This is a genomic window from Erythrobacter sp. HA7-11 (assembly GCF_055693605.1).
This window is the reverse complement of the sequence record NZ_JBVFUF010000002.1, coordinates 1,153,761-1,179,751: the sequence shown is the minus strand read 5'-3', so window position 1 is coordinate 1,179,751 and position 25,991 is coordinate 1,153,761. Positions and strand designations below refer to the sequence as shown.

Here is a 25,991-nt window from a genome sequence, read left to right as displayed (position 1 = left end):
TTACCACACTTGCCGCGCGGGAAAAGTCGCGCGGACTATTTTCCCTTGAATTGAGCCTTGCGCTTTTCGAGGAACGCCATGCCGCCTTCGCGCGCATCGTCGCTCGCTCCGGCAAGCCTTTGTCCCTCTGCCTCTGCCAGCATCACCTGCTGCAGCGATCCGTCGAGCGATTGGTTGATGTTCGCCTTCATTGTCGCGAGCGCAAGCGTCGGCCCATTGGCGAGCTTTTCAGCAAGCACGCGCGCCTCATCCATCAGGGCCGCGTCATCGACGCATTTGTAGACAAGACCCCATTCTTCGGCCTGTTCGCCGCCGATCTTTTCGCCCAGCATCATCATCCGCGTCGCGCGAGCCCGGCCAATCGCGCGGGCCAGCAGCCAGGTCGATCCGCCGTCGGGCACGAGGCCAATATTGACGAAGGCCTGGAGGAAATAGGCGCTCTTGCCCGCAAGCACGAAGTCGCCTGCAAGGGCCAGCGAACACCCAACACCCGCCGCCGGTCCGTTGACCGCGCAGATCACCGGGACTGGCGCGCGAAGCACTTGGCTGATCGCGGGATTGTAGTGATTTTGCAGCGCCTTGTGACTGCCGCCCTTTATGTCCGCCTCGCTACGGTCGCCGCGCGCGGAAAGGTCTGCGCCAGAGCAAAAGCCCTTGCCCTCGCCCGTAATCAGGACCGCACGCGCGCCATCAAGGTCGTAAAACGCCGCACCAATCTCATCGGCCATTTGTGGCGGCATGGCATTCAATCGATCCGGACGATTCAGCGTGATTGTCATCAGCGGGCCATCGCGCGTCACGCGGATTGTTTCGTAGTTCACCCAAGCTCTCCCAAGGTCTCTCTTTGCAACGGACCTAGGCGCTTGGAAGGGCCGCTGGCAAGAGCTTCAATTCGACCAGTGCGCGCCTTCCTTGGGCGTTTCCATGATCTCGGTAAGCATGCCCTGCATGTCCTTGGGATGGATGAAGAAGATCGGTGTGCCATGCGCGCCGATGCGCGTCGGGCCGAGGATGCGTTTGCCCATTGCCTCAAACTCAGCGCGTGCTTCCTCGATATCGGAAACCTCGAAGCAGACGTGATGCTGACCCCCGAGCGGGTTTTTGGCGAGGAAGCTATTGATCGCGGACATCTCCCCCAGTGGTTCGATCAATTCGATCTGCGTCCCGTTCATGCCGGAATCGGTGGGCGTATCGACAAAGCACACCTTCACCCCCTGTTCGGGCAGATCGAACGGCTCATGAATATGCGTCGCGCCCATCGTATCGCGGTAATGCGCGATAGAGTCAGCGATGGAAGGCGTTGCCACTCCGATGTGATTAAGTCTGCCGAGTTTCATTGGATCACCTGAATTTCAAACGTGGCAAATGCCAAAAAGACGAAGAACACCGCGACGATCAAGGCAAGCCACGAGAAGAGCTTGTAGTCTGGCCCACCAGTTTGACCCTCGCGTGATTTTTGCCGAGAAGACAAGCTGAGAAAGAGCGTCCAAACAAGCAGCGAGATCGCCGCCAATCCTGCAAAGATTGTAGGAAGGTCAGTCATTTCGCCTGCCGAGTTTCACCCGCTGTCTCCTGTTCGATCCGCTCTTGCGCTGAGTCCGCCGCCGCGAAGAAGGATGCGCCGAACGCTACAACCAGCATCCCGATCCATAGCAGCATCGCGTTGTCGAGCCACTTGCCAATGCGTTTGACCACACCTTTCAACCCCGCATAGGCGACAATTGCGCCGATGCCGATCATGATCCATCCGACGATGCGGATATCCCCCGGCATATCATGTGTTGGCTCGACATAGGTCTTGGTGAAAAAGCTCATCGTGTAGGGATCGAATTGCGGCGCCTTGATCCACGCGACAGCCGCGAGCGCCGGGAAGAAAAACAGCGCGACGAACCATTGCATGGCGCGGACGATGGGGTGTTTTGGTTGCATTGCTTGGTTTGCCCTTTTCGTCATCGCGAGGCCCAAAGGGCCGTGGCGATCCAGAGCCTAGCGCGCAATCGTTCTGGATTGCCGCGCCGCTTCGCGGCTCGCAATGACGGTTGGCAGGTCATTGCGCAACATCGTCAAACAGATCGCGCCATGTCGGATTGAGCGTTTCGATCAATTTGAGCTTGGCCTTTCGACTGCCAGCCTTGATCTGCTTTTCGCGAAGAATGGCGCTTTCCATTGTGTCGTGCCGTTCGAACCAGACAAGTAGCTTGCATCCGTATCTTTTGGAAAAACCTTCGACGAGGCCTTCGCGATGCTGCCAAGCGCGCTTGGGCAAATCTGACGTCACCCCGGTGTAGAGGGTTCCGTTGCGTATGTTCGCCATGATGTAGACACATGGCAATTTCGTCATTGCGAGGAGGCCCGAACTTGTTTCGGGGCGACGCTGCAATCCAGCATGTTGCGCATTCCGCTCTGGATTGCTTCGCTACGCTCGCAATGACGGCTGAGACGACTGAGTTTCAGTTCGATAGTCCTTCATCTTTAGAGACGCGGCAACTTTGACAACCACCTTGGACTGGGAAGCCAGGGAAGATGAAATCGAAGAACCGTTCTCCGCAGTTCTGGCAACGAACAGCGAAGAGACAATACGTAGCCAAACCCATCGCGCCAAACATTGAGGCAACCCCGAGCGCGACTAAAATCAAGCCCGACGAAATCATTCCGACAAAAACCGTCAACACAATTCCAATGTGAAAGAAAACGACCGTCAGCCAAAATAGGATCGTGGCCGTCGAAGCTGTCCGAAAATTTCTCACAGCGGAATATTGTCATGCTTCTTCCACGGGTTCTCGAGCTGCTTGGTCCGCAGTTTGCGTAGGCCAAGCGCCACACGTTTGCGGGTCGAGTGCGGGTAGATCACCTCGTCGATATAGCCGCGCGATGCCGCCACAAATGGGTTCGCAAAGCGGTCTTCATATTCTTTCGTTTTCTCAGCGATCTTGTCGGGATCGTCGCGATCTTGTCGGAAGATAATCTCCACCGCGCCCTTCGCGCCCATCACCGCGATCTCAGCCGTCGGCCAAGCATAGTTCAAATCGCCGCGCAAATGCTTTGACGCCATGACGTCATACGCGCCGCCATAGGCCTTGCGGGTGATCACAGTGATCTTGGGCACGGTCGCCTCGGCATAGGCGAACAGCAGCTTCGCACCGTGCTTGATGATGCCGCCGAGTTCCTGAGAGGTGCCGGGCAGGAAGCCGGGCACATCGACGAAGGTTACAATCGGAATCTCGAACGCATCGCAGAAACGCACAAAGCGCGCGGCCTTCTTTGACGAGTTGATGTCGAGCACGCCCGCAAGCACCATCGGCTGGTTCGCAACCACGCCCACGGTGCGCCCTTCAACCCGGCCAAAACCGCAGATGATGTTCGCCGCATGGGCGGGTTGGATCTCGAAAAAGTCGCCTTCATCCAGCGTCTTCGCGATCACCTCATGCATGTCATAAGGCTGGTTCGCATTGTCCGGGATCAGAGTGTCGAGCGAGTGCTCCTCGCGGTCCCAGCTGTCGTTCGTGGGGTATTCAGGCACTTCCTCACGGTTGGAAAGCGGCAGGTAATCGAAGAACTTGCGCGTCGCGAGCAGCGTTTCGATGTCGTTCTCAAACGCATTGTCGGCAACGCTGGTTTTGGTCGTGTGCGTCACCGCTCCGCCCAACTCCTCCTGCGTCACCTCTTCGTTGGTGACGGTCTTCACCACGTCCGGCCCGGTGACGAACATGTAGGAGCTGTCCTTCACCATGAAGATGAAGTCGGTCATGGCAGGCGAGTACACCGCGCCGCCCGCACACGGCCCCATGATCAGGCTCAGCTGAGGCACGACACCGCTTGCGAGCACGTTCTTCTGGAACACCTCGGCATAGCCGCCAAGCGATGCGACGCCTTCCTGAATGCGCGCGCCGCCGCTGTCATTCAGGCCGATGACGGGCGCGCCTACCTTCATCGCATTGTCCATCACCTTGCAGATCTTCTCCGCATGGCGTTTTGACAAAGAGCCGCCGAACACGGTGAAATCCTGGCTGAACACATAGACTAGCCGGCCATTGATCGTGCCGCTGCCGGTGACGACGCCATCGCCCGGGATCTTCTGATCCTGCATGCCAAAATCGACGCAATCGTGTTCAACATAGGTGTCGAGCTCTTCAAAGCTGCCTTCGTCGAGGAGTACATCGAGCCGCTCGCGCGCGGTCAGCTTGCCCTTGGCATGCTGTGCGTCGATGCGCTTCTGTCCGCCACCAATGCGGGCGGCTTCGCGGCGACGTTCCATTTCAGCGATATTGGCAGACATAAAGGGGCCCCTGCTCTCGAAATCTCAATTGCGAACCGCGTTGCCGCAGCGGCGGCGGATCGTCAATGCGAGTGGTGGGTCAGACCTTTACGACCCCGTGTTCGATCAGGCTCTTGGCGCAGTCGACCACGCTTTCCTTCGCGGGCCGTGTTTGCCAGCCCAGACGCTCTTTCGCATGACTCACATCGCAATGCCGGCTCTTGCCAAGCTCGCTTTTGATCGAACGAACCCCTGCGTTGAACAGGCCAAGCACGTGGACAAGGAAGTTGGGCATGATCCGCGTTGGCACTTTCTTGGTATGCTCGGGCGGCAGTTCGTCTTTGAGCATCTGTGCGACTTCGATGAATTTGTAGAAGCCACCCGCGGCAAGGAAACGTTCGCCGCCCAGCCCGGGCTCTTCCAGGCATTTGACATGCAGCTCTGCCGTGTCGCGCGTGTCGACAATCGCAAAGCCGAGGTCGGGCGCCATCGGAACCTCGCCCGACAACAACTGCCGCACCGCTTCAACCGAGGGCGAGAAATCAGGATCGTCGACCGGGCCCAGCACCATCGAGGGATTGACCGAGACGAACTCCATGTCGCCGCCATGTTCCGCGACCCAATCGCGCGCCGCGCGCTCTGCAATCGTCTTGGATTTGACGTAAGGATAGACGTCTGGATGCGTGATGTCGGTCCAGTCCGCCTCGCTGACGGTGTATTCCTTCTCGCTGCGACCATAGGCGACGGCTGCCATCGAGCTGGTCTGCACGAACCGCGTGACACCCGCATCCTTGGCAAAGCGCAGTGCGCGCAAGGTTCCTTCGCGCGCCGGCACAATCATCTCATTCTCATCCTTGGGCGTAGAGGCGGCGATCGGCGAAGCGACATGCGCGACATGGCTGCATCCTGCGACCGCCTCAGCCCAGCCATCATCGCTCATCAGATCGGCTTGAAAAACTTTGACTTTGTCGTCACCCGGATTGCCGAGGCGCTTCCGCAAGATCGCTTCGCTTTTGGCCTTGTTGCGAACGGTCGTGTGAACGGTCCAATCGCGCGCCAAGAGTTGCCGGATGAGTTCGCCCGCAATGTAGCCTGTGCCGCCCGTGACGAGTACGGTCTTGGTCATAGTCCCTCTCCCTTTGGCCTCTCTCTATTGAGGTGAGTGGCAGAGGGCAACTTACCTCAGCAAAACGAGCTCTTCGGCGACTGTCGGGTGAATGGCGGTGGTCGCGTCGAAGTCGGCCTTGTTCATGCCCGCCTTCACTGCGACCGCAGCGGCTTGCATGATTTCGGGCGCATCCGGACCGATCATGTGGATGCCAAGGATCGTCCCGTTTGCATCATCGCAGATCATCTTGACCAGGCTGCGTTCATTGCGTCCCGCGACGACATTTTTCATCGGGCGGAAGTCAGAGGTGTAGACCGCGACTTTGCCATATTGATCCTTCGCCTCGCGCTCATTGAGGCCAACAGACGCAATCGGTGGGTGGCTGAACACTGCGCTCGGGATGCAGGAATGGTCCACGCAATACGGCTCGCCCGGGCCGAACATGCTATCGGCAAATGCCTGACCTTCTCTGATGGCTACCGGGGTAAGCTGGACGCGGTCGGTCACATCGCCAACGGCATAGACATAATCGAGATTGGTCTTCGAGAAATCGTCGACCTTGATCTCGCCCTTATCGCCAAGCTCGACGCCGATATTATCGAGACCCAGCCCTTTTGTGTTCGGCACGCGCCCGGTCGCGATCATCACAAGGTCGAACTCGCGCTCTTCGTGATTGGTCATCTTCACCGCGAAGCTGCCATCGTCGTTCTTGCGCACGTATTCGAACTCGGCGTGGAAACAGAACTCAATGCCCTTGGTCATGGAGATTTGCATCAGCCGATCGCGCAGAGAGAAATCGTACTGGCGCAAGATGACATCCGACCGGTTGGCGATTGTCACCTTCGCGCCGAATTCGTTGAAGATCCCCGCAAACTCGTTGGCGATATAGCCGCCGCCTGCGATCAAGATGCGCTTTGGAATGTCATCGAGGTGAAATGCCTCATTCGAGGTGATGCAATGCTCTGAGCCTTCGAACTCGGGCACGTGCGGCCATGCGCCGGTCGCGATGAGGATGTATTTCGCGGTGACGACTTTACCGCTTGCCAGCGTGATTTCATGATCGCCGGTGATCTCTGCGCGCTCATGAAAGATCGTCACGTCGTGCTTGTCGAGCGTCTCGGTGTATACGCCTTCGATCCGCTCCACGTCCCCGAGCACATGGTCGCGCAGCTTGACCCAATCGAAGCTTTTGCCCTCAACGGTCCAGCCGAATTGCGTTGCGTCTTCAAGATCCTCAGCAAACTGCGCACCGTAAACGAGCATCTTCTTCGGGACACAGCCACGGATGACGCAGGTGCCTCCGACCCGGTGCTCTTCTGCCGCTGCGACACGCGCACCATGCGCGACCGCGACACGGCTCGCCCGTGTCCCGCCAGAGCCAATACCGATAGTGAAAAGGTCGTAATCGTATTCGGCCATGGCGGCAGTGCTCCTTGAAACTGTTGCGCGCGCTATGGCGGGGCTTGGCAGAATTGCCAAGCGTGCGCGCGCATCGACAATTCGCGATGAGACCCAAAAGGGTTACGCCTGCTGCACTTCTTCCAGCCGCAAGGCGAAGGCTGCACCCGCGACGCACAACACCGCCATGCCGGCCAGCACGGCCTCCGCGCCAAAGGCCTGCGCGATCACTCCAAACACGCTCCCGACGAGCAGGATCACGCCGATGACCGTGTTTGAGAGCGCGGTGTAGGCTGCGCGCGTATCCTCGGTTGCCATGTCGACCAGATGGGTCGAGCGGCCCAAGCGCACGCCTTGATAGGCGATCATCAGGCCCATCAGCAGCACTGGCAGCAGCCAGGCGTTGGACAGCATTCCCAGCCAACCCGCTGCCGCTGTAGCCGCCAATGCGATTGCCCCTGCCAAAGCGGAAAAGATCAGAACCTTGCGGCTCGATTGGTCGGCCAACCGGCCCCAGACTGCAGAGCTGACCAAAGCCGCGCCGGACGAAGCCAGAACCAGATAGCCCAGCCCTTCAAACACGCTTCCTCCGCCCGATGAGGCAGCCGCGATCATGAATGGCGGTGCAAGCGCCGTCGCCGTAAGGCTACCGCGCGCATAGATGAAGAGGCGCAGTTGCTTATCCTCGGCCAGCAACGAGAGGTTTTCCTTAGCGACATCGAATGCGTTTGATCCGCCCTCGCTTGCGCCCGCGTGCTCCTGAAGCGTCGCGAACAAAGCCGCTCCGGTTATCCAGCAAAGGCCAGCCACCGCCAGTCCGCCGAGGACAAGTTCCTTGCGGTCGATCACCTCGGTCACGAGCAGCAGCGCGAAGACTATCACCAGCGCTGCCGAGATCGATCCCGCCGTGCCGGTGGCTGTGCCGCGCCGCGACTTAGACACGGTTTTGCCCAGCACATCTTTGTAGGAGACCGAGCACACGCTGCGCGCCACGGCCAAGACCGTAAGCGAGCCGAGGATCGCCCAGCCCGCGACCACACCTTCGAACAACAGCGCGCTCGCCAAAATGCCAAACGCTCCCAACCCTTGAGAGACCGCGCCGGCAGCCCAGGCATATTTGCGCTTTGCCATCTGCCTGATCGCGCCAGCCGTGAACAATTGCGGCAGCAGCGCACCTGCTTCGCGCACCGGCACCAGCAAGCCGATGAGATAGCCCGGCGCGCCGAGCGTCGTCATCAGCCAGCTCAAAACCAGCTTAGGATCGATTAGGCCATCGGCCAACTTGCTCAATGACAGCGAGCCGACATGGGTGAAGAAATTGCGCGGCTCTTCGCGGCACGAACTGTCGGGAATGTCGCGGCACGTGCGCCCGTCATCATCGATGACGAGCGCCTCGAAGACGGTTTCCAGCGTTGAAGATTTGCCCTGCATGCGAGCTTAAATGCCCCCCGCGCGGATTTGTGCCGAGTTTAGCCGCGTGAGCGATTGGCGCCTTGGCGATTTCCGCCGCCCGATCTGCGACGGTTGCCACCAGGACGACTGCCTCCGGGCCTGCCGCCACCGGAATTGCCGCCCGGACGTCCGCCGCGCCGCTTGTTGCCCTGAGGACGATCGCCCTGCGGCCTGTCACCCCTTGGACGATCACCCTGCGGCCTATCACCCCTTTGACGATCACCTTCAGGCCGACTGTCCCGGTTTGGGCGACCCTTGCGGGCATTGTGCTTCGGCTTGGATTTGCGAAACGGCTTGCGCTCCTCGCCGTCCTCGCCTGAGCCATTTTGCGGCTTGCCGCCGCCATGCTTCTTCGCGCCAATCGGCTTCGGCCTGACCTTCTTCTTCGAGACACGCGTTGCGCCGCGTGGCTCCGGCTTGGTCGGGCCGACGCCTTCGACAACCGCGCGGAAGTTTTCCGGCAAGTCGAGCCGTTCAAATTCGGCGTCCGTCGTGCGGTTGATATCTTTGAGATACGCGCGCTCATCCTCGGCACAGAAAGCAATTGCAACGCCATCCTTGCCCGCACGCGCGGTGCGCCCGATGCGGTGGACATATTGCTCCGGCACGTTAGGCAGCTCGTAATTGATCACGTGGCTAACACCCGGAATATCAATCCCGCGCGCCGCTACGTCCGTTGCCACCAGCACATTCGTTTTCGCCCGCTTAAACTCGCTTAGAGCGCGCTCTCGCTGGGGCTGAGACTTATTGCCGTGAATCGCGTTGGCAGCGATGCCGCACTGGCTCAGCTTCTTCACGACGCGGTCTGCGCCGTGCTTGGTCCGCGTAAATATCAGCACACGCTCAATCTTGCCAGGTACCGCATGGCGGCCAGACAGCACCATTTCGAGCAGCGATTGCTTTTCATTCTGCTGCACCATGAAAAGGTACTGGTCGATCCGCTCGGCGGTGGAGGATTCCGGTGTCACGCTCACATGGACTGGATTGTTGCAATAGCCCTTGACCAGTTCCTTGATCTGCTTGGGCATGGTGGCGCTGAAAAACAGCGTCTGGCGGTCGCTCGGGACCAGATCGTTGATCCGGCGCAGCGCATGAATAAAGCCGAGGTCGAGCATCTGGTCGGCCTCGTCCAGCACCAGCACTTCAACGCCTGAAAGGTTGAACGCTTTCTGGTCGATCAGGTCGAGCAAACGGCCCGGTGTAGCGACCAGAATATCGGTGCCGCGATGCAGCTTGTTGCGGTCTTTATTGACCGAGGTTCCGCCGACGATCGAGTGCACTTTCATGCCAGCCAGCGCGCCGTAATCCTTCGCGCTCTGGGCGATCTGCCCGGCCAGTTCGCGGGTCGGCGCAAGGATCAGCATCCGGCAGGATTTGAACGGGATCTGATTATCGCTTTCGCGCAGACGGTCGATGCCCGGCAGCATGAAGGCTGCGGTCTTGCCCGTTCCTGTTTGCGCAATGCCGAGCAAGTCCCGGCCTTCAAGGACGGAGGGAATTGCCTGCTCCTGAATAGGTGTCGGCGTGGTGTAGCCTTGCAGGTCCAATGCCTGAAGGATGGGCTGAGACAGCCCCAATTGGTCAAATGTAGTCGTCATGTTTGAGTGTTAAGCTCGCAATATGTGCGGCACGCTGGCCGGAAACCAGATGGAATCCGGGCGCGGTCGCGGTGGTTAAATAACCGCCCGCGTGAATAGGGAAGTTGTGGGAAATGTGAGTCGAAACGCTGCCGGGGCGGGAGTGATTTTTCAAGAACCGCCGCTTCACGCTGGCTTTGTTCGTTTCATGTTGCGCGCCATGTGGATGCTGCAGTGCAAAAAGTCAAAGCAATTCGTTTTCCGTTTGTCGCGAGCCGGTCGAATTAGGAAACTTCACCCCATCCCCGCCGCTGCCAGCAGCGCCTTCGTGCTCGGATCAAAGTCGCCCTCGCCGCCTTCCATATCCTGCGCCATTTTCTTGCCCAGCTCCACGCCAAACTGGTCGAACGGATTAATCCCCATCAGCACCGCATTGGCGAAAGTCCGGTGTTCGTGAAACGCGATCAGCGCGCCGAGCGCCGCTGCGTCAAGATCATCGACCAGCATCATTGCGCTGGGCCGATCGCCGGGGAAGGCGCGCGCGGGATCTTTGCCATCCTTCGCCATATTGCCGCCCGCCATCAAAGCAGCCCCCTGCGCAAAGCAATTGTTGAGCAGGATTGCGTGATGCGCCGGATCCAGCTCATCACCCGGCGCAATGCTGGCGATAAAGTCGACCGGGATCAGATGCGTGCCCTGATGCAGCAGCTGGAACACCGCGTGCTGCGCGTCCGTGCCCACCCCGCCCCAAGTCACCGCGGCGGTAGGAAGCTCAACCGGCTTGCCATCCTTGGTCACGCGCTTGCCGTTCGATTCCATCTCCAGCTGCTGGAGATAGTCGGGCAGCAGCGCCAGCCGCTCATCATAGGCGAACACGGCGCGGGTCTGACATCCACGAGCGCGCACATAATATTGGTCGGCAAAGGCGGCGAGCAGCGGCCAGTTCGCTCGTCCCTCGCTTTCCCGAAAATGCGTATCGACCGCCTGCGCGCCCGCCAGCATAGCCCGAAAATCCTCTATGCCGACCGCCATCGCCACCGGAAAGCCAATGCTCGACCATAGCGAATAGCGCCCGCCGACGCTCTCAGGGAACGGCAGCACGCGGGTCTCGTCAACGCCCCACTCAACCGCCTTTTCAGGGCTTGCCGTCAGCGCAACCACGCGCCCGCCCGGATCATCGACACCATTTTCGCTCAGCCATTTGAACGCGCTGGCGGCATTAGTCATCGTCTCGGTCGTGGTGAAGGTCTTGGAGGCGACCGCAATCATCGTCGTCGCCGGATCACACGCGGCAAAGGCTTGCTCCAGCGCCAAACCATCAATGTTGGAGACGACATGCACATCGACCAAAGTCAGGTCGCGGCCAAGGGCGTCCACCGCGAGAGCGGGGCCAAGCGCCGATCCGCCAATGCCGATATGGATGAGGTGCTTGATCTCTCCCAATGCGCCTTGATGGATTGCCTCGACCAGCATGCCCATCCGCGCCGTCAGCGCCTCTGCCTCTTCGACCTGTGCCTCGGTGCCGCTGCCGCGCATCGCGCCGTGGGTCGCCGCGCGTCCCTCGGTCGAATTAACGATCCCGCCATTGAACAGCTGCTCTCGCTGACCCGTAAAATCCATCGCCTCGGCGAGCTTTTCCAGCTCGCCCAGAACCGCATCGTCGAGATGCGTTTTCGACCAATCGAAGCGAATACCAAGCTCACCCAGGTCGCCAAAGCTCGCCTCGATCCGCTGGCTCAGCTTTTCCACGCGATCTGGATCGGCATCGAACAGCTCAGTGAGAGACGGCTGCGGAAGCTTGGAAATGTCATCCCAGGCGGTGGAAATCGGATCGGACATTGGCAAATTCCCTTGGCTTGATTGCCTCCACGCGGTTAGGGACGAAGCCGATGAATGTTAAGACCCAAACTGATGCGGACGAACCGGTTGGTGACGTATGCGCGGCTGCGAGCGATACTGCAGCAGTTGAAGAGCAAACGGAGAGCTTGACCAGTTTCGCCTTTTTCCTGGTGAAGCTGGTGCTGGCGGTGTTGATCTTCCGCAGCTTTATCTTTTCGCCCTTTTCGATCCCGTCAGAAAGCATGCTGCCGCGCCTTTGGAACGGCGATTATCTGCTCGCGGCCAAGTGGTCTTACGGGTTTTCGAACAATTCATTACCATTTGGCGCGCCGCTAATCCCGGGCCGAATGCTGGCCGATCAACCCGAGGCGGGCGATGTCGTGATCTTCAAGCACCCGATCGACGGCACGGACTATATCAAGCGCGTGATCGCTCTGCCCGGTGACAGCGTGGCGATGCAGGATGGGCAGGTCATCCTCAACGGTCAGCCTGTCCCCAAAGAACGGATCGAGGATTTCGTGATCCCCGTCTCGGAGAATACCGGCTGCGCATGGGGCGCAGAGCAGCAGATCAATGCCGAGGGAGATGACGTGTGCGTCTATGCCCAGTTCCGGGAAACCCTGCCAAACGGGGTGAGCTACAACGTGCTCGACTTCGGCCCGACCACATCCGATAACGAAGACACAGTCATCGTGCCGGAAGGCCGCATGTTCGTGATGGGCGACAATCGCGACAACTCGCAGGACAGCCGCTTCCCTGCCGTTGCGGGCGGCGGGGTCGGGTTTGTGCCGCAGGATAATCTCGTAGGTCAGGCGAGCGTCGTGATGTGGTCGACCGATGGCGGCGCAAACTGGTTCTTGCCGTGGACTTGGTTTTCTGCGGCACGTTGGAGCCGCATGGGAGACGGGATTTGACCGCCCCTCCGCTCGACCAGCTCGGTCCGGAAACGGCGGAATGGCTCGCCTCATTGGGCCTCGAAATGCGCAGTGAAGCCCCCTGGCTAGAAGCGCTAACCCATGGCAGCGTGCAAGGCGCCGTGCCTAACGGTGCCCCCACACCAAAGGACTATCAGCGCCTCGAATTCCTCGGCGACCGCGTGCTCGGCCTGTCGGTTGCGCATTGGCTTTACGGCGAGGGCAACGCGCCAGAAGGCAAGCTCTCACAGCGCCTCAATGCGCTGGTCAGCGGTGCAACCTGCGCAAGGATCGCGCGTTCGATTGGACTTCCGGCACACTTGCGGCTCGGTAAACAGGCGCGCGAGGATGGCGGCGCGGATAGCGATAACATCCTTGGAGATGTGATGGAGGCGCTGATTGGCGCTTGCTTTATCGAGCACGGTTTCGAGACTGCGCGCGACTTCATTTACCGCGTTTGGGAAGCGGAACTGGCAGGTAAAGCTGGTGTCGCCAAGCATCCCAAATCCGCACTTCAGGAATGGGCGGCGGGCAATCGTCACCGCGCGCCGCACTATGAGATCATCGAACGTAGCGGCCCGGATCACGCGGCCCGCTTCACTGTGCAGGTGAGCGTGCACAATGTCGGCCAAGCGCAAGCAACCGCACCGAGCAAATCCGAAGCCGAAAAGCAGGCAGCCAAATCCTTTATGGAGCAATTTTCATGAGCGCTGATGCGCCAACACAGTGCGGCCTTGTCGCCGTTATCGGCGCGCCCAATGCGGGCAAGTCCACTCTCGTTAATCAGATGGTCGGCCAGAAGGTTGCGATCACCTCGCCCAAGGCGCAGACAACCCGCGCCCGCATGCTCGGCATCGCTTTTTACGGTCCTGTGCAAATGATCCTGGTCGATACTCCCGGCATTTTCGAGCCGCGCCGCCGTCTTGATCGCGCGATGGTCAGCGCTGCATGGGAGGGCACGCAAAGCGCGGACGCAATCCTGCTGATGGTTGATCCGATCAAGCAGCGCCGCCATGAACTGATGCCGCTGGTCGAAGCGCTGGAGAAGCGGCCAGAGCGCAAGATCCTGGTGCTGAACAAGGTTGACAAGGCGAAGAAAGAGCCGCTGCTGGCGCTTGCACAGGAATTGACCGAGCGGATCGCATTCGATGAAGTGTTTTTCGTCTCGGCGTTGACCGGCGATGGCGTGCCGGAAATGCTCGAGGCGCTCGCGAAGATGATGCCGACCGGCCCCTGGATGTATCCGGAAGATCAGGTCTCCGACGCTTCCGAGCGCCTGTTGGCGGCGGAAATCACGCGCGAACAACTTTACCAGCAACTGCATGACGAGCTGCCTTATGATGCGGCGGTGCGCCCGGAAAGCTATGAAGTGCGCAGCGACGGCTCGGTCGAAGTACGTCAGCAGATCGTGATCGCGCGCGACAGCCAGAAACCGATTGTACTCGGCAAAGGCGGCCAGCGGATCAAGGAAATCGGCGAAGCGGCGCGCAAGGAGCTCGCCGAGATACTTGGCGTCAAAGTGCACCTCTTCCTGCACGTAAAGGTCGCCGAAAATTGGTCGGAAGATAAGGAAATCTTTGAAGAGATGGGTCTCGACTGGGTCAAATGAGCACGCGCGCGCTGAGGAAATTCGTCAAACGCTACACGACGCTTTCCAGCGCCCTGCAAACGCTCAACCAGAAGAAGCTTGTGCTGCTCAGCCCATCGAAATGGGATGATGCGAACGACGCCTATTTCATGGATTTGTACCGCGCGAAAACCTCTTCGCCGTCGGTGCTTGCCCTATGCTGCACGATGGCCAAAGAGACCTATCACCACTGGCGGGTCTTCACATCTGGCATTGATGGCGTGTCGATTGAGTTTCACCGCGAGCCTCTGGAGAGAGCGGTCAAGCAGCAGACCGGTTTTCGCGCCGGTCCGGTCAACTACATGGGTGTGCACGCACTCGAACAGAGCACCGCATCAGGCATAGAAATCCTGCCTTTTGTCAAGCGCGAAGGGTATTCGGACGAGCGCGAATGGCGGATCATCGCAAAGCGCGACGAGGTGCGCGAATATGCCGACCTCCCGATCGAGCTCGACTGGATCAATACGATAACGTTTAATCCGTGGATGCCGCCGAGCCTAACTGAAAATTTGCGAGGGATAATCCACCAGATCGCGCCTGATGCGAAGATACCATTGCGCGCCAGCAGCCTTACCAACAGCCGCGCATGGAAGGATGCAGGTAGAAATCTGGCGGGCACCTGATCCCCCATCCATCCTAACCCGCTTGTCCTAGTGCGTCTGCCCAATCGCGGCACGTGCAACCTCATCCTATTCAAAACTCCTCATCAGCAAAAAGGAGTGTGAAAGATGAAAACTATGACTGAATTTGAAGTTTCGACTGTTGCCGGCGGCAACATTATTCGTGAGATCGAAGAGCGTCATCCCGGCGGCGAGTGGTGCGGAAACAGCTACTTCCCGAACGGTTGCCCACATCCAGAGCCGGACTACATCCCTCTGCCTTGGTGATCAGAACCGAATTGGCAGCGCGGCTTCTCGGTGCCGCGCTGTCATTCACCGTTTCAGCCCTTGCTGACTTTTTCCAGCTTGGCGCGCAGGCTCGGCTCGTCAAACGGTTTGACGATGTAGTCATCTGCGCCAGCAGCGATACCTTCATGGATGTCGGTCGCATCGCCTTTCGACGTGCAAAACACGACAGTCGGCGCTTTGGGTGTAGGGATGGCGCGCAATTGCCGCACGAACTCGATCCCGTCCATTTCCGGCATTTGCCAGTCGGTAAGGATTAGATGCGGCATGCTCTTTTTGCAGCGCGCCAGGCCTTCCTGTCCATTTTCCGCTTCGATCGGAACGTAGCCCAAGCTCTTCGCAATCTTGCTCGAAACCTTGCGGATCACGCGGCTGTCATCGACTATCAGGCAAACTTTCGCGGCAGACTGCTGGACATGTGTCCCTGCGCCGTCACGCATGGCTTTGGCGGCCTCGACGATCGAGTCGGTGTCATTTCCGCTTCGTACTGGAGCAACAGCGTCTACGGATGCTGCAGTTGGTGCCTCGGTAACTGGAGCCGGTGCCACTGGCGTGTCTTCGGCAGGCGCAGCTTCATCAGCAGCCCCGCCTTTGGCAGCAGCGAGCTTCTCGGCAAGGGTTTTGCCTTCCATCGCTTGGGCCATGCGAGCCTGACCGCCCGGTGATTTGGGGCCAGTCGTGCGTTTGATTAGATTTTGAATGGCTCTAGCTCCCCCGAAGGCTCGCGAAGTTCTCTTCATCGACTTCTTCCGCCCGGTCCAATTCTGATACTTGATCGTTTGCCTCGAAAGGCGTCGGTTCAGCCGCGCCGACCGATGCTTCGCCTGGCGTCATGCACACGTGCAGATAGGGCATCCAGACGTCCCCAAATTCCGCCTTTTGATACCACACGTCGAGCACGTCGTAGCTCGCCCAAATGCCATCAGGTTCGCGCAGGCGAAGCCCTTCGCCGATGCGCGGAACAGCAGCAAAGCGCAGGAGCTCTTGAGTTTGGTGCGTTTCGTTCTGGACTTCGATTTCGATCACGTGTGCGGCCTTTGATATGGGCCCGAGCGCTTTTGCAGCGCCGGTACTTCAACACACGGGATAGGGAAGAATACTAAAGGATTTGCAAACGCGCGGACAAAGGGTTGCCGCAAGGTGCGGATTCACCCTGCTTCTCCGCGGCTTTCAATTTACTTTGCAGCTGCTTTTTTCTTGGCGCTTGGCTTCTTTGCCGCAGCCTTCTTCTTGGGAGCCGCCTTTTTGCGTTTCTTCTTCGCAGGACCTTTCGCGGCACGCGCATCGATCAATTCGATCGCCTTTGCCGCCTCGATATCCTCCGGTTTTATGTCCTTCGGGATCGTCGCGTTGACATTGCCATCGGTCACATAAGGGCCATAGCGCCCCGGCATCACCTTAATCTCGCCGCCGCTGGTCGGGTGTTCGCCGAGGGTCTTGATCGGCTCCGCCTTGCCACGCCCGCCGCCTTTGCGGTTCGCCGCCTCGGCAAGCATGGTGACAGCAGCGTTCATTCCGGTCTCAAACACGTCGCGGGTGCTAGAGAGTTTCGCATATTTGCCGTCGTGCCGAAGATAGGGACCATAGCGGCCAATCGCAGCCTCAATCTCCTTGCCCGTTTCCGGATGCGCACCGACGATGCGCGGCAGGTCGAGTAGCTTGATCGCCCATTCGAGATCGAAGTCGTCGAGGTCTTTGGGGATCGAGGCGCGTTTCTTCTTATCACCGTCCGCCATTTCGACATAGGGACCGAAGCGGCCTGACTTGCGCTCAATGTCCTCACCTGTTTCCGGGTGCTGCCCCATCACGCCATCATTGCTTCCATCCTCGCCATCCGTGCCCGGTTGGGCAAAGCGGCGGGTGAACTTGCACTCGGGATAGTTTGCACACGCGATGAACGCGCCAAAGCGGCCACCGCGAAGCGATAGCTTCCCGCCTTCGCGTCCCTCGGTCTCGCACAGCGGGCAGAAGCGCGCATCCTTGCCGTCCTCGCGTGGCGGGAAGAGATAGTCGGAAAGATATTCGTCGAGCACTTCCGTCACCTCTGACGGTAGCTTCTCCATCACCTCTTCGGTCTTGGGTTTAAAATCTTTCCAGAACTTCGCGAGCAGCTCCTTGTAATCCTCGCGCCCGTCAGAAACGGTGTCGAGCTCGTCTTCCATGCCCGCGGTGAAATCATACGCCACATAGGTCGGAAAAAAGCGTTCAAGGAAAGCTGTGAGAAGCCGCCCGGAATCCTCTGCGTGGAAACGACTTTTCTCCATCCGCACATAGTCGCGATCGCGCAGGGTCTGGATAGTCGAGGCATAGGTCGAAGGGCGTCCAATGCCGAGTTCTTCCAGCCGCTTGACGAGCGAAGCTTCGGAGAAACGCGGCGGCGGCTGAGTAAAGTGCTGATTGGCCTCGACCGCTTTTTTCGCAGGCGCATCGCCCTTGTGCATTGCCGGAAGCAGGCCGTCTTCGTCATCGTCAGACTTATCGTCGAAGCCTTCCTGATAGACCGCGAAAAAGCCCGGAAACTTGACCACCTGGCCGGTCGCCCGAAGCTCATGTTGACCCGTCGCATCGCGCATGGTGACGGTCGTGCGCTCAAGCTGAGCGGTAGACATCTGGCTTGCCATCGCGCGCTTGAAGATCAGCGAATAAAGCTTCGCTTCGTCGCCGGAGCCAGCGCTATCGCGGCTGAAATTGGTCGGACGGATCGCCTCGTGCGCTTCCTGAGCATTCTTGGCCTTGCTGCTGTAAAAGCGCGGTTTTTCCGGGCGATATTCGCTGGCAAAGCGCTCTTCAATCGCATCTCGCGCCGCCATGATCGCCGACATGTCCATCTGCACGCCGTCGGTCCGCATATAGGTGATCGCGCCCGCTTCGTAGAGCGACTGCGCACACCGCATCGTGTGGCTGGCCGAAAAGCCCAGCTTGCGCGCAGCCTCTTGCTGCAGGGTTGAGGTCGTGAAGGGTGGCGCAGGATTGCGCTTGAGCGGTTTGGTCTCGATCTCCTCGACCGTAAAGCTCCCGCTTTCGACCGCAGCCTTCGCTGCCATAGCGCTCGCTTCATTGCCGAGATCGTGCTTGCCCAGCTTCTTGCCATCGAATTTGACAAGCCGCGCATCGAACTCGGTCCCGTCATGCTCCATCTTGGCCAGCACAGACCAATATTCGACCGGATTGAACGCCTCAATCTCACGCTCACGGTCTACGATAAGACGCAGCGCAACCGACTGCACACGACCCGCCGACTTTGCGCCGGGCAACTTGCGCCACAGAACGGGCGAGAGCGTAAAGCCAAACAGATAGTCGAGCGCGCGGCGCGCCAAATAGGCGTCGATCAGATCGGTATCGAGCTCACGCGGCGATCCCATCGCGTCGGTGACCGCCTTCTTGGTAATCGCGTTGAACGTCACCCGGTCGACTTTAGTCGGCAGGGCCTTGCGCTTCTTCAGCAGCTCCTGAACGTGCCAGCTGATCGCCTCACCCTCGCGGTCGGGATCGGTCGCAAGAACCAGCCGCGAGGCCCCCTTCGCCGCATCGGCGATTTCCTTAAATCGCTTTTGCTTGTCGCGGTACAGCTCCCAATCCATCGCGAAATCTTCGTCGGGGCGCACGCTGCCATCCTTTGGCGGGAGATCGCGCACATGGCCGTAGCTGGCGAGAACCTTGAAGTCCTTGCCCAGATATTTCTCGATTGTCTTCGCCTTGGCGGGCGATTCAACGATAACAAGCTGCATGGTGTTTTTGTTCTATTTCCTTACGTGCGTACGTACGCGCGAGGGTGGAGTCGGTTTCACAGACGCGTCAAGTGGGATTATCGCAAGTTTACATCATGTCGCCTTGCTGCACGTTCTTTCGCATCCCCTACCCCGCCAAACTCACCAGACCGCCAGAGTGCCGTTCCAGCTCTCCGCTGATCTCCAGTTCCAGCAACGCCATTTGCACCGCTGCTGCGCTCGCGCCAGACTGGTGAACCAGTTCGTCCACCGCAATCGGCGTCTTGCTCAGCAACTTTGCGACATCGCGGCTGTAATCGGTCTTCGCTTCGCCCCATTCGAGATGGCGCAATTCGTCATAGTCGAACTCGGCGACCGTCTCTGCCACGTTGAAGCGTGATCGCGGCGTGCCTTCAAAGCTTTCGAGCAATTCGATCACTTCCTCGGCCGTCTGCACCAGCACCGCGCCATCGCGGATCAGCTGGTTGCACCCGAGGCTGCGCGTGTCGAGCGGCGAGCCGGGGATCGCCATCACTTCCCTGCCCGCTTCGCCCGCCAGCCGCGCGGTGATGAGTGAGCCGGATTTCGGCGCGGCTTCGACAACGAGCGTGCCTGCCGCCAACCCCGCAATAATCCGGTTGCGGCTGGGGAAGTGCCGCCCGCGCGGCTCTGTGCCCGGCGGTTGCTCCGCGATCAGCAGGCCTTGCTGCGCAATCTGTTCCTGCAAATCTTTGTGCTGCGGCGGATAAGCGATGTCGATGCCGCTGGCGATCACACCGATGGTCGCGGGCAAAGCGCCTTCGTGACACGCTCCATCGATCCCGCGCGCCAGTCCCGAAACGACGACATAGCCTTGGCTAGACAGATCGACCGCCAATTCTCGCGCCAGCTTCACCGCCGCCGCTGATGCATTGCGTGCGCCCACCATCGCCACGCAAGGCTTGGAGGCGAGGCGCAAGTCGCCACGATAGGTCAGGATTGGCGGCGCGCTTTCGATCTCAGTTAGCAATGCGGGAAAGTCAGGCTGATCGTGAAACAGGTAGCTTGCGCCCGCGCGCTGGATACCCTCCACTTCGCGTTCGATCTGGTCGCGCGGCGCTGGAGCGTAAGTTCGTTTTCCGCGCGATCCGAGTTCGGGAAGCGTTTCGAGCGCTTCAACCGCGCTACCGTAACGCGCCAGCAATGTGCGATAGCTTACCGGGCCGATATTGGGCGAACGCAGAAGGCGAATGCGCGCAAACGCCTCAGGCTGGGTCAGCGCAGGCACCGGCGGATCGCTCACGCGTCTTTTTTCCCGCCGATCTTGGGTTCTTCGCCGCGCATCAGCCGTCCGATATTCTCCTGGTGGAGGTAGATGATCAGACAAGCGATCGCGAACAGCACGGGGAAGAATTGCGGATAGCGAAAGAGCGCCGCTGCGGCGGCGGCAGCAACCACCGCGCTCATCCCGGCGAGCGAGGAAATGCGGAAGATCGCGAGAATTGCGATCCACACGACCGCATAAACCAGTCCGATCGGCCAGGCTAAACCGAACGCAACGCCGGCATTGGTGGCAACGCCTTTGCCCCCCTTGAACTTGAGCCAGATTGGGAAACAATGACCCAGCACCGCTCCGCCCGCAGCAAAGGCGCTTGCAACCTCGCCCCAAAGCTGGCCGGCGATGAAAACGGGCGCGAAGCCCTTCACCAGGTCGAGCAGCAATGTGCCCGCAGCTAGCCCCTTATTGCCTGTGCGCAGCACATTGGTCGCGCCGATATTGCCGCTGCCGATCTGGCGCACATCGCCCATCCCTGCGGCTTTCGTCAGCAACAGCCCGAACGGTATTGATCCCAGCACATAGCCGAGGATCGCTGCGTAGATTGCTTCCATGAACTTCGCCTCTCCACCACAAGAGATTGTGGCCCGCTTCCCTTTTCGCAAGCCGTAAGTAAAAGGCGAGGCGACGACAAGCAATTGCCAAGAAAGCGCGATCAATTCCCAATCCGACCGCCCCGATCCTGTTGCTCGACACCGGTGTTGGCGGGCTGACCATCTATGACGAGGTGCGTAAAGCTCTGCCCGATGCACCGATCATCTTCGCCGCCGATTATGCAGGCCTACCCTATGGCACCAAGACCGAGGCCGAGGTCGCCGCGCGAGTCGCCGGACTGCTTGGGCGGATGTGCGAGCGATACCAGCCGCGTCTCGCCTGCATCGCCTGCAACACGGCGAGCACGATTGCGCTCGGCATGGTCCGCGAAGTGCTCGAAATCCCGATTGTCGGAACCGTGCCTGCGATCAAGCCCGCGGCGCTCACCAGCAAAACCGGGGTGATTGGCATGCTCGGGACCGCTGCCACCGTCCGCCAGCCTTATGTCGACCGGTTGGAGGCGGAGTTTATGAATGGCGGTAAGTTGTTGCGCTACGCCGCGCCTGCCTTGGTGGACGAGGCGGAGAACAAACTGCGCGGCAAGCCCGTCAATCGCGAAGTGCTCAAAGCCGCGCTTGAAGGTCTGGACGAGCAAGATGGGCAGATGAAGATCGACCGTGTTGTGCTCGGCTGCACCCACTTTCCGCTGCTCGCCGACGAGTTGCACGAGGTCGCCGTCAACGATCTAGGGTGGTCGCCTGACGTGCGTTTTATCGACGGCGCCGAGGGAATTGCCCGCCGCATTGCGGACTTGCTTCAAGGTCAAGAATTCGCCCGCAGCGGCCCCAATCGCGCAGTCACGACAGGCGAGCTTTCGCGCTTGCAGGAACTAGCGAGCGCCCTTGCGAATTATGAAATCGATCAGATTGATCGGTTTTAAGCAGACCACCTGCAAATGGTTCGCAAAGATAGCGCTGGAAATGGGGGCATTCCGCGCCTAAATCGCGCCCTGAAAACGGCCCACCCCTGGCGGGCAAAACCAAAGAGCAGACGCGTGAATTACGGTACAGTCTTCGACAAAGCGATTGATCGCCTCCACGAGGAAGGCCGCTATCGCGTGTTCATCGACATCATGCGCAATAAGGGCGCCTTTCCTAACGCGCGCTGTTTTCACGGGCACAACGGGCCGAAACCGATCACCGTCTGGTGCTCGAACGACTACCTCTGCATGGGACAGCATGACAAGGTGATCGGCGCTATGGAAGACGCGCTGCACGATGTCGGCGCCGGTTCCGGCGGCACGCGCAATATCGGCGGTAACACACACCTGCATGTCGAGCTGGAACAGGAGCTGGCTGAGCTTCACGGCAAAGAAGCTGCGCTGACTTTTACCAGCGGCTATGTCTCAAACGATGCCACGCTTTCAACACTAGGCAAATTGCTGCCAGGCTGCGTGATTTTTTCCGACGCGCTCAACCACGCCAGCATGATCGCCGGGATCCGCAATTCGGGCTGCGAAAAGCGCGTGTTCCGTCACAATGATCTGGAGCACCTCGAAGAGCTGCTTGCTGCAGAAGACGTCGACACGCCCAAGGTTATCGCGTTCGAAAGCGTCTATTCGATGGACGGCGATGTCGCCCCGATCCACGCGATTTGCGACTTGGCAGAGAAATACAACGCGCTCACCTATATCGACGAAGTGCACGCGGTCGGCATGTATGGCGAGCATGGCGGCGGCATTTCGGAACGCGACGAAGCAGCGCACCGCATCGACATTATCGAAGGCACGCTGGGCAAAGCCTTCGGCGTGATGGGCGGCTACATCGCGGCGGACAAGCGCGTGGTCGATTGCATCCGCTCCTACGCGCCGGGCTTCATCTTCACGACCTCGCTGTCGCCGGTGCTGGTCGCTGGCGTCCTAGCAGCGGTGAAGCATTTGAAGCAGTCGAGCGAAGAACGCGACGCACAGCAAGCCAACGCTGAAATGCTCAAAGCGAAGATGCGCGATGCGAGCCTGCCAGTGATGGACAGCGTCACGCATATCGTTCCGCTGATGGTCGGTGATCCGGTGCGCGCAAAGAAGATCAGCGACATCCTGCTCGCCGAATATGGCTGCTATGTTCAGCCAATCAATTACCCGACCGTCCCGCGCGGGACGGAGCGCCTGCGCTTCACACCCGGACCGATGCACACCGCCGAAATGATGGACGAGCTGGTGAGCGCGCTCGTTGAAATCTGGGACCGGCTTGAGCTGGAGCTTCGAGAAGCGGCGTAGGCCCCTCGGCGCTGCCGTAACGTCCTTTGCGTTGCCGACAACCTGCGCTAGCACTCGCCTGAATTTTCAGGAGAGATATGCGTGTACGGCAATCCAGATCAGAAATATGACGAAGTCGTGCTCGGGCGGCGCTCAATCCGGGGTTATCTCGACAAGCCTGTGCCGCAGGAGCTGATCGAGGAAGTCCTGACGATGGCGATGCGCTCGCCCTCCTCGATGAACACGCAGCCCTATTACTTCCATGTGATCACGGGTGAGCCTCTCGATCGGATCCGCAAGGGCAACACCGAGCGTATTCTTGCCGGCGAGCCGGACAGCCGCGAGTTCCGCAAGGGTCATCCGTTTGAGGGCGTTCACCGCGACCGGCAGGTCGGCTGCGCAATCCAGCTGTTCGAAGCGATGGGGATTGGCCGCGACGACAAGGAAAAAAGGCAGGATTGGGTGCTGCGCGGTTTCCGCCAGTTCGACGCGCCGGTGTGCGTGATCGTCACCTATGACAAGGAATTGTCCGACGCCGACGACACCGTGTTCGATTGCGGCGCTGTGACGACCGCTTTAGTCAACGCGGCATGGTCACGCGGACTTGGCTGCGTGATCAACTCGCAAGGCATCATGCAATCACCCGTCGTGCGCGAACACGCGAATATACCCGACGATCAGGTTATCATGAAAGCCGTCGCGCTTGGCTGGCCAGATGAAGACTTCCCGGCAAACCCGGTGAAGATCACGCGCCGCAGCGTCGATGAGGCCGCGACGTTTGTTGGGTTTGAATAACGCCTTACGGGAAAAATTGGCCTTGCCGTCAAATCATTACGTTATCCGCATCGGGGGCCGCACGCGGTCGCCGTGCTTTCAGGCTAAGTTCGCAAGATGATCGCCTAGCCGCTTGTCACTTGCACAGAGAACGGTTGCGTCCATGCTCCGCCAGTGCATCTTCAAGCTTGGAATAGATGTATGGTCCGACGCGATAGCGAACCGACGTGACAGCAATAATCCCGTCCGGCAGCGGGGTTGCAGCATCTGGCTTCAAGGAACCGCCTTCGCTTTCCCATTCGTCGGTTCCAGACTGCTTGGGACCCGTTGCGATTGAAACACTCATGTCATACATCCTTTCGAGTGGGCGCACGCTCGTCACGAGGCCAGCCCTGATGGGATAAGCCATTTGCCTTGCGCCACTTTGCCATCCGTTTCGCCCGCTTTCCCATCAGATCGATAGCTTCCTTGCGCTCTTCAGCCGAACCCGAGCGGTCCAATTTCATGGCTGCAAGCTGGTGATCGAAAAGAAACTGATTCATCGGCATGGGAGAAGTCCTTGCAAAAGGGATGGAGCATGAGCCGGGAGTAAGAACCCCCGGCCCTGCTGTTGGCTGGATCAGCTCTGCTGTTTGCTGGCCTGCTCCTTCTGACCTTGGCTTTCGCCCTGCTGGTGCTGCAGATTCACCGCCTGCTTCTTGCCGCCGTCAACCTGGCTCGTTTCGTAACTGTAACGCTGGTCTACTTTCGGCACCTGACCTTCTTGCTGTAGGTCAGCCTTCTTGAAACGTAGCACATCGCCGCCCTTTTCAGCGGTGATTGAGCCTGTGCCCACGCTGCTGTCATAGCTCTTGATTTTGCCAAAATGTGTCATGTGGAATTCCTTCAAACGAGCGTGCAGCGCGCCAAAATAGACCCGGCTGCGACTAAGAGGCGGAACTGAAGGAAAGGCTCCAGATTGTGGGAGCGGTGACCGTCGATTACGACTGGTAGCTTAGTGTTAGATGGTTATGGCGAGTGACAATTGCAACCCCGCGCAAAGACATGAACATCGATAGAAGAGCCCCCCATTGCTTCTGAGGGGTCGAACCGGTCCTACCGCAAGCTCACCACATTATCTGCATCCGGTACGCACGCGGTCACCGCGATAGAGGCTCATCATCGGCTCGTCCGCGACGACATATTCATCCGCATTGCCGAAGCCGTTGAAGCCGGTCTTCATCGCCGCGCCATAGGCGCCGATCATGCCGATCTCGATATAGTCGCCCGCCTGGATGTCGCCGGGCAGCGGGAATGGCCCCGCCATATAGTCCGCATCGTCACAGGTCGGCCCGTAGAATGCGAAATCGACCGGTGGATCGCGCAGATTATCCGCGAGACCCGCAACCGGGAAACGCCAGCCGACATGCGCCGCATCGTAGAGCGCGCCATAGGCGCCATCATTGATGTAAAGCTCATCGCCGCGACGTTTGTCGACCTGCACGACTAGCGAGGAATATTCCGCCGCAAGCGCCCTGCCCGGCTCGCACCACAGCTCTGCATTGTAGGCGATAGGCAGGTCTTCGAAATGCTTGCCGATCAGCGCGAAGTAATCTTCGAGCGGTGGCGGCTCCATCTCGGGATAGATGCTGGGGAAGCCTCCGCCGACATCGATCATGTCGATCACCACGCTGGCCTCGGCAATCGCGGCGCGGGTGCGGTCGAGCGCCTGGACGAACGCGAACGGCGTCATCGCCTGACTGCCGACATGGAAGCACACGCCCAGCCAATCGCAATGCTGGCGAGCCTCTTGCAGCAAAGCGGGCGCTTCGGTCTGGTCGCAGCCGAACTTGCTGGCGAGCGAGAGCTCCGAATATTCCGAAGAGACACGGATGCGCACACACAGGCGCAAATCGCTGGCAGGCTCACCGGTTTCCGGGTCGGTGCACGCCTCGATGATCTTGGCGAGTTCCTCAGCGCTATCCAAGCTGAATGTGCGCACGCGGTGCTGATGATAGGCTTCCGCGATTGCGCGGCGTGTCTTGATCGGGTGCATGAAGCACAATTCCGCATCCGGTAGCTCAGCGCGCGTCAGACGCACTTCCGCAATCGAGGCGACGTCGTAATGCGTCACACCAGCTTCCCACAGCACACGCAGCAGTGAAGGCGCAGGATTGGCCTTCACCGCATAAAGTACCTTCCCCGGAAACTTCGAGTTGAAGAACCGAGCGGCGCGCATGGCAGCATGCGGGCGATTGAGGATGATGGGTTCGTCCGGCGCGAGCGCCTGAACTACAGCCTTGGCGTCAGGATAGATGTGCAACTCAAGGGACCCCCGGAAGGTTTAGTTTGT

Annotated in this window: 26 protein-coding genes and 1 pseudogene; 8 read left to right on the top strand and 19 right to left on the bottom strand. The window is 59.5% G+C overall.

Annotated features, from left to right (window positions below):
* Positions 1-35: 35 nt before the first annotated feature.
* From ACZ1GU_RS06130 to pgi, 11 genes are all read right to left on the bottom strand, one after another.
* Positions 36-821 (bottom strand): enoyl-CoA hydratase-related protein, encoded by a 786-nt coding sequence (locus ACZ1GU_RS06130; protein WP_472647177.1) that lies wholly within the window; start codon positions 819-821, stop codon positions 36-38.
* Positions 822-887: 66 nt separating this feature from the next.
* Positions 888-1,337 carry a methylmalonyl-CoA epimerase gene (gene mce / locus ACZ1GU_RS06125; protein WP_472647176.1) on the bottom strand — a complete coding sequence of 150 codons (450 nt, stop codon included), beginning with the start codon at positions 1,335-1,337 and terminating at the stop codon, positions 888-890.
* The gene (locus ACZ1GU_RS06120; protein WP_472647175.1) at positions 1,334-1,543 is read right to left on the bottom strand and encodes a hypothetical protein; all 210 of its coding nucleotides are present in this window, start codon (positions 1,541-1,543) and stop codon (positions 1,334-1,336) included. The genes mce and ACZ1GU_RS06120 overlap by 4 nt, the downstream gene beginning before the upstream one ends.
* Positions 1,540-1,929, bottom strand: a complete 390-nt coding sequence (locus ACZ1GU_RS06115; protein ID WP_472647174.1) for a hypothetical protein — start codon at positions 1,927-1,929, stop codon at positions 1,540-1,542. Before ACZ1GU_RS06115 ends, ACZ1GU_RS06120 begins: the two co-directional genes overlap by 4 nt.
* A 118-nt stretch (positions 1,930-2,047) precedes the next feature.
* On the bottom strand, positions 2,048-2,341 hold the full coding sequence (locus ACZ1GU_RS06110) for a GIY-YIG nuclease family protein (RefSeq protein WP_472647173.1): 294 nt from the start codon (positions 2,339-2,341) through the stop codon (positions 2,048-2,050).
* A 402-nt stretch (positions 2,342-2,743) separates the two neighbouring features.
* Positions 2,744-4,276: an acyl-CoA carboxylase subunit beta gene (locus ACZ1GU_RS06105; RefSeq protein WP_472647172.1), complete on the bottom strand. Its 1,533-nt coding sequence runs from the start codon at positions 4,274-4,276 to the stop codon at positions 2,744-2,746.
* Positions 4,277-4,355: 79 nt separating this feature from the next.
* Positions 4,356-5,381, bottom strand: coding sequence for an NAD-dependent epimerase/dehydratase family protein (locus ACZ1GU_RS06100; protein ID WP_472647171.1), 1,026 nt, complete (start codon positions 5,379-5,381; stop codon positions 4,356-4,358).
* Positions 5,382-5,432: 51 nt separating this feature from the next.
* Positions 5,433-6,782, bottom strand: a complete 1,350-nt coding sequence (gene gorA / locus ACZ1GU_RS06095; RefSeq protein ID WP_472647170.1) for a glutathione-disulfide reductase — start codon at positions 6,780-6,782, stop codon at positions 5,433-5,435.
* Between the two features lie 102 nt (positions 6,783-6,884).
* A complete protein-coding gene (locus ACZ1GU_RS06090; protein WP_472647169.1) occupies positions 6,885-8,192 on the bottom strand; it encodes an MFS transporter in 1,308 nt (435 codons plus the stop codon).
* 38 nt (positions 8,193-8,230) lie between these two features.
* On the bottom strand, positions 8,231-9,811 hold the full coding sequence (locus tag ACZ1GU_RS06085) for a DEAD/DEAH box helicase (protein ID WP_472647168.1): 1,581 nt from the start codon (positions 9,809-9,811) through the stop codon (positions 8,231-8,233).
* Positions 9,812-10,084: 273 nt separating this feature from the next.
* Positions 10,085-11,629, bottom strand: coding sequence for a glucose-6-phosphate isomerase (gene pgi / locus ACZ1GU_RS06080; RefSeq protein ID WP_472647167.1), 1,545 nt, complete (start codon positions 11,627-11,629; stop codon positions 10,085-10,087).
* A 50-nt stretch (positions 11,630-11,679) separates the two neighbouring features.
* Here pgi and lepB point away from each other — a divergent pair, with 50 nt between their 5' ends.
* The 5 genes from lepB to ACZ1GU_RS06055 all read left to right on the top strand — a co-directional run bounded on the left by lepB (position 11,680) and on the right by ACZ1GU_RS06055 (position 15,057).
* On the top strand, positions 11,680-12,543 hold the full coding sequence (lepB, locus tag ACZ1GU_RS06075) for a signal peptidase I (protein WP_472647165.1): 864 nt from the start codon (positions 11,680-11,682) through the stop codon (positions 12,541-12,543).
* On the top strand, positions 12,540-13,250 hold the full coding sequence (gene rnc / locus ACZ1GU_RS06070; RefSeq protein ID WP_472647164.1) for a ribonuclease III: 711 nt from the start codon (positions 12,540-12,542) through the stop codon (positions 13,248-13,250). The genes lepB and rnc overlap by 4 nt, the downstream gene beginning before the upstream one ends.
* Positions 13,247-14,152: a GTPase Era gene (gene era / locus ACZ1GU_RS06065; RefSeq protein WP_472647163.1), complete on the top strand. Its 906-nt coding sequence runs from the start codon at positions 13,247-13,249 to the stop codon at positions 14,150-14,152. Before rnc ends, era begins: the two co-directional genes overlap by 4 nt.
* The gene (locus tag ACZ1GU_RS06060; RefSeq protein ID WP_472647162.1) at positions 14,149-14,793 is read left to right on the top strand and encodes a hypothetical protein; all 645 of its coding nucleotides are present in this window, start codon (positions 14,149-14,151) and stop codon (positions 14,791-14,793) included. The genes era and ACZ1GU_RS06060 overlap by 4 nt, the downstream gene beginning before the upstream one ends.
* Before the next feature lie 114 nt (positions 14,794-14,907).
* Positions 14,908-15,057: a hypothetical protein gene (locus tag ACZ1GU_RS06055; RefSeq protein ID WP_472647161.1), complete on the top strand. Its 150-nt coding sequence runs from the start codon at positions 14,908-14,910 to the stop codon at positions 15,055-15,057.
* A 53-nt stretch (positions 15,058-15,110) separates the two neighbouring features.
* Here ACZ1GU_RS06055 and ACZ1GU_RS06050 read toward each other — a convergent pair whose 3' ends face one another.
* The 5 genes from ACZ1GU_RS06050 to plsY form a co-directional block, all read right to left on the bottom strand.
* Positions 15,111-15,719, bottom strand: coding sequence for a response regulator (locus ACZ1GU_RS06050; RefSeq protein WP_472647160.1), 609 nt, complete (start codon positions 15,717-15,719; stop codon positions 15,111-15,113).
* A gap of 61 nt (positions 15,720-15,780) precedes the next feature.
* Positions 15,781-16,101 carry a hypothetical protein gene (locus ACZ1GU_RS06045; protein ID WP_472647159.1) on the bottom strand — a complete coding sequence of 107 codons (321 nt, stop codon included), beginning with the start codon at positions 16,099-16,101 and terminating at the stop codon, positions 15,781-15,783.
* Positions 16,102-16,250: 149 nt separating this feature from the next.
* A complete protein-coding gene (gene topA / locus ACZ1GU_RS06040) occupies positions 16,251-18,803 on the bottom strand; it encodes a type I DNA topoisomerase (RefSeq protein WP_472647158.1) in 2,553 nt (850 codons plus the stop codon).
* A 127-nt stretch (positions 18,804-18,930) separates the two neighbouring features.
* Positions 18,931-20,064 (bottom strand): DNA-processing protein DprA, encoded by a 1,134-nt coding sequence (dprA, locus tag ACZ1GU_RS06035; protein WP_472647157.1) that lies wholly within the window; start codon positions 20,062-20,064, stop codon positions 18,931-18,933.
* Positions 20,061-20,651 (bottom strand): glycerol-3-phosphate 1-O-acyltransferase PlsY, encoded by a 591-nt coding sequence (gene plsY / locus ACZ1GU_RS06030; protein ID WP_472647156.1) that lies wholly within the window; start codon positions 20,649-20,651, stop codon positions 20,061-20,063. Before plsY ends, dprA begins: the two co-directional genes overlap by 4 nt.
* Before the next feature lie 131 nt (positions 20,652-20,782).
* Between plsY and murI the strand changes: the two genes are divergently transcribed.
* The 3 genes from murI (at position 20,783) to ACZ1GU_RS06015 (ending at position 23,680) form a co-directional block, all read left to right on the top strand.
* Complete coding sequence (gene murI, locus ACZ1GU_RS06025; RefSeq protein WP_472647155.1) at positions 20,783-21,571, top strand: glutamate racemase; 789 nt, start codon at positions 20,783-20,785, stop codon at positions 21,569-21,571.
* A gap of 114 nt (positions 21,572-21,685) precedes the next feature.
* Positions 21,686-22,906, top strand: a complete 1,221-nt coding sequence (hemA, locus tag ACZ1GU_RS06020) for a 5-aminolevulinate synthase (RefSeq protein WP_472647154.1) — start codon at positions 21,686-21,688, stop codon at positions 22,904-22,906.
* 81 nt (positions 22,907-22,987) lie between these two features.
* Entirely contained in the window at positions 22,988-23,680 is a 693-nt protein-coding gene (locus tag ACZ1GU_RS06015; RefSeq protein WP_472647153.1) for a nitroreductase, read from the top strand.
* A 115-nt stretch (positions 23,681-23,795) separates the two neighbouring features.
* Here ACZ1GU_RS06015 and ACZ1GU_RS06010 read toward each other — a convergent pair whose 3' ends face one another.
* The 3 genes and pseudogenes from ACZ1GU_RS06010 to ACZ1GU_RS06000 form a co-directional block, all read right to left on the bottom strand.
* Positions 23,796-24,005, bottom strand: a complete 210-nt coding sequence (locus tag ACZ1GU_RS06010) for a hypothetical protein (RefSeq protein WP_472647152.1) — start codon at positions 24,003-24,005, stop codon at positions 23,796-23,798.
* 273 nt (positions 24,006-24,278) lie between these two features.
* Complete coding sequence (locus tag ACZ1GU_RS06005) at positions 24,279-24,533, bottom strand: cold-shock protein (protein WP_472647151.1); 255 nt, start codon at positions 24,531-24,533, stop codon at positions 24,279-24,281.
* Positions 24,534-24,754: 221 nt separating this feature from the next.
* Positions 24,755-25,961, bottom strand: a pseudogene (locus ACZ1GU_RS06000) (type III PLP-dependent enzyme).
* Between the last annotated feature and the right edge of the window lie 30 nt (positions 25,962-25,991).

What these genes read in the sequence shown, in the direction of transcription:
- ACZ1GU_RS06115 (WP_472647174.1), bottom strand. Translation starts at nt 1,929, where the DNA reads ATGCAACCAAAACACCCCATCGTCCGCGCCATGCAATGGTTCGTCGCG.
- era (WP_472647163.1), top strand. Translation starts at nt 13,247, where the DNA reads ATGAGCGCTGATGCGCCAACACAGTGCGGCCTTGTCGCCGTTATCGGC.
- ACZ1GU_RS06090 (WP_472647169.1), bottom strand. Translation starts at nt 8,192, where the DNA reads ATGCAGGGCAAATCTTCAACGCTGGAAACCGTCTTCGAGGCGCTCGTC.
- ACZ1GU_RS06100 (WP_472647171.1), bottom strand. Translation starts at nt 5,381, where the DNA reads ATGACCAAGACCGTACTCGTCACGGGCGGCACAGGCTACATTGCGGGC.
- ACZ1GU_RS06110 (WP_472647173.1), bottom strand. Translation starts at nt 2,341, where the DNA reads ATGACGAAATTGCCATGTGTCTACATCATGGCGAACATACGCAACGGA.
- pgi (WP_472647167.1), bottom strand. Translation starts at nt 11,629, where the DNA reads ATGTCCGATCCGATTTCCACCGCCTGGGATGACATTTCCAAGCTTCCG.
- topA (WP_472647158.1), bottom strand. Translation starts at nt 18,803, where the DNA reads ATGCAGCTTGTTATCGTTGAATCGCCCGCCAAGGCGAAGACAATCGAG.
- ACZ1GU_RS06060 (WP_472647162.1), top strand. Translation starts at nt 14,149, where the DNA reads ATGAGCACGCGCGCGCTGAGGAAATTCGTCAAACGCTACACGACGCTT.
- ACZ1GU_RS06050 (WP_472647160.1), bottom strand. Translation starts at nt 15,719, where the DNA reads ATGGCCCAAGCGATGGAAGGCAAAACCCTTGCCGAGAAGCTCGCTGCT.
- plsY (WP_472647156.1), bottom strand. Translation starts at nt 20,651, where the DNA reads ATGGAAGCAATCTACGCAGCGATCCTCGGCTATGTGCTGGGATCAATA.
- ACZ1GU_RS06105 (WP_472647172.1), bottom strand. Translation starts at nt 4,276, where the DNA reads ATGTCTGCCAATATCGCTGAAATGGAACGTCGCCGCGAAGCCGCCCGC.
- ACZ1GU_RS06055 (WP_472647161.1), top strand. Translation starts at nt 14,908, where the DNA reads ATGACTGAATTTGAAGTTTCGACTGTTGCCGGCGGCAACATTATTCGT.
- ACZ1GU_RS06120 (WP_472647175.1), bottom strand. Translation starts at nt 1,543, where the DNA reads ATGACTGACCTTCCTACAATCTTTGCAGGATTGGCGGCGATCTCGCTG.
- gorA (WP_472647170.1), bottom strand. Translation starts at nt 6,782, where the DNA reads ATGGCCGAATACGATTACGACCTTTTCACTATCGGTATTGGCTCTGGC.
- mce (WP_472647176.1), bottom strand. Translation starts at nt 1,337, where the DNA reads ATGAAACTCGGCAGACTTAATCACATCGGAGTGGCAACGCCTTCCATC.
- ACZ1GU_RS06010 (WP_472647152.1), bottom strand. Translation starts at nt 24,005, where the DNA reads ATGAGTGTTTCAATCGCAACGGGTCCCAAGCAGTCTGGAACCGACGAA.
- ACZ1GU_RS06085 (WP_472647168.1), bottom strand. Translation starts at nt 9,811, where the DNA reads ATGACGACTACATTTGACCAATTGGGGCTGTCTCAGCCCATCCTTCAG.
- ACZ1GU_RS06005 (WP_472647151.1), bottom strand. Translation starts at nt 24,533, where the DNA reads ATGACACATTTTGGCAAAATCAAGAGCTATGACAGCAGCGTGGGCACA.
- lepB (WP_472647165.1), top strand. Translation starts at nt 11,680, where the DNA reads ATGAATGTTAAGACCCAAACTGATGCGGACGAACCGGTTGGTGACGTA.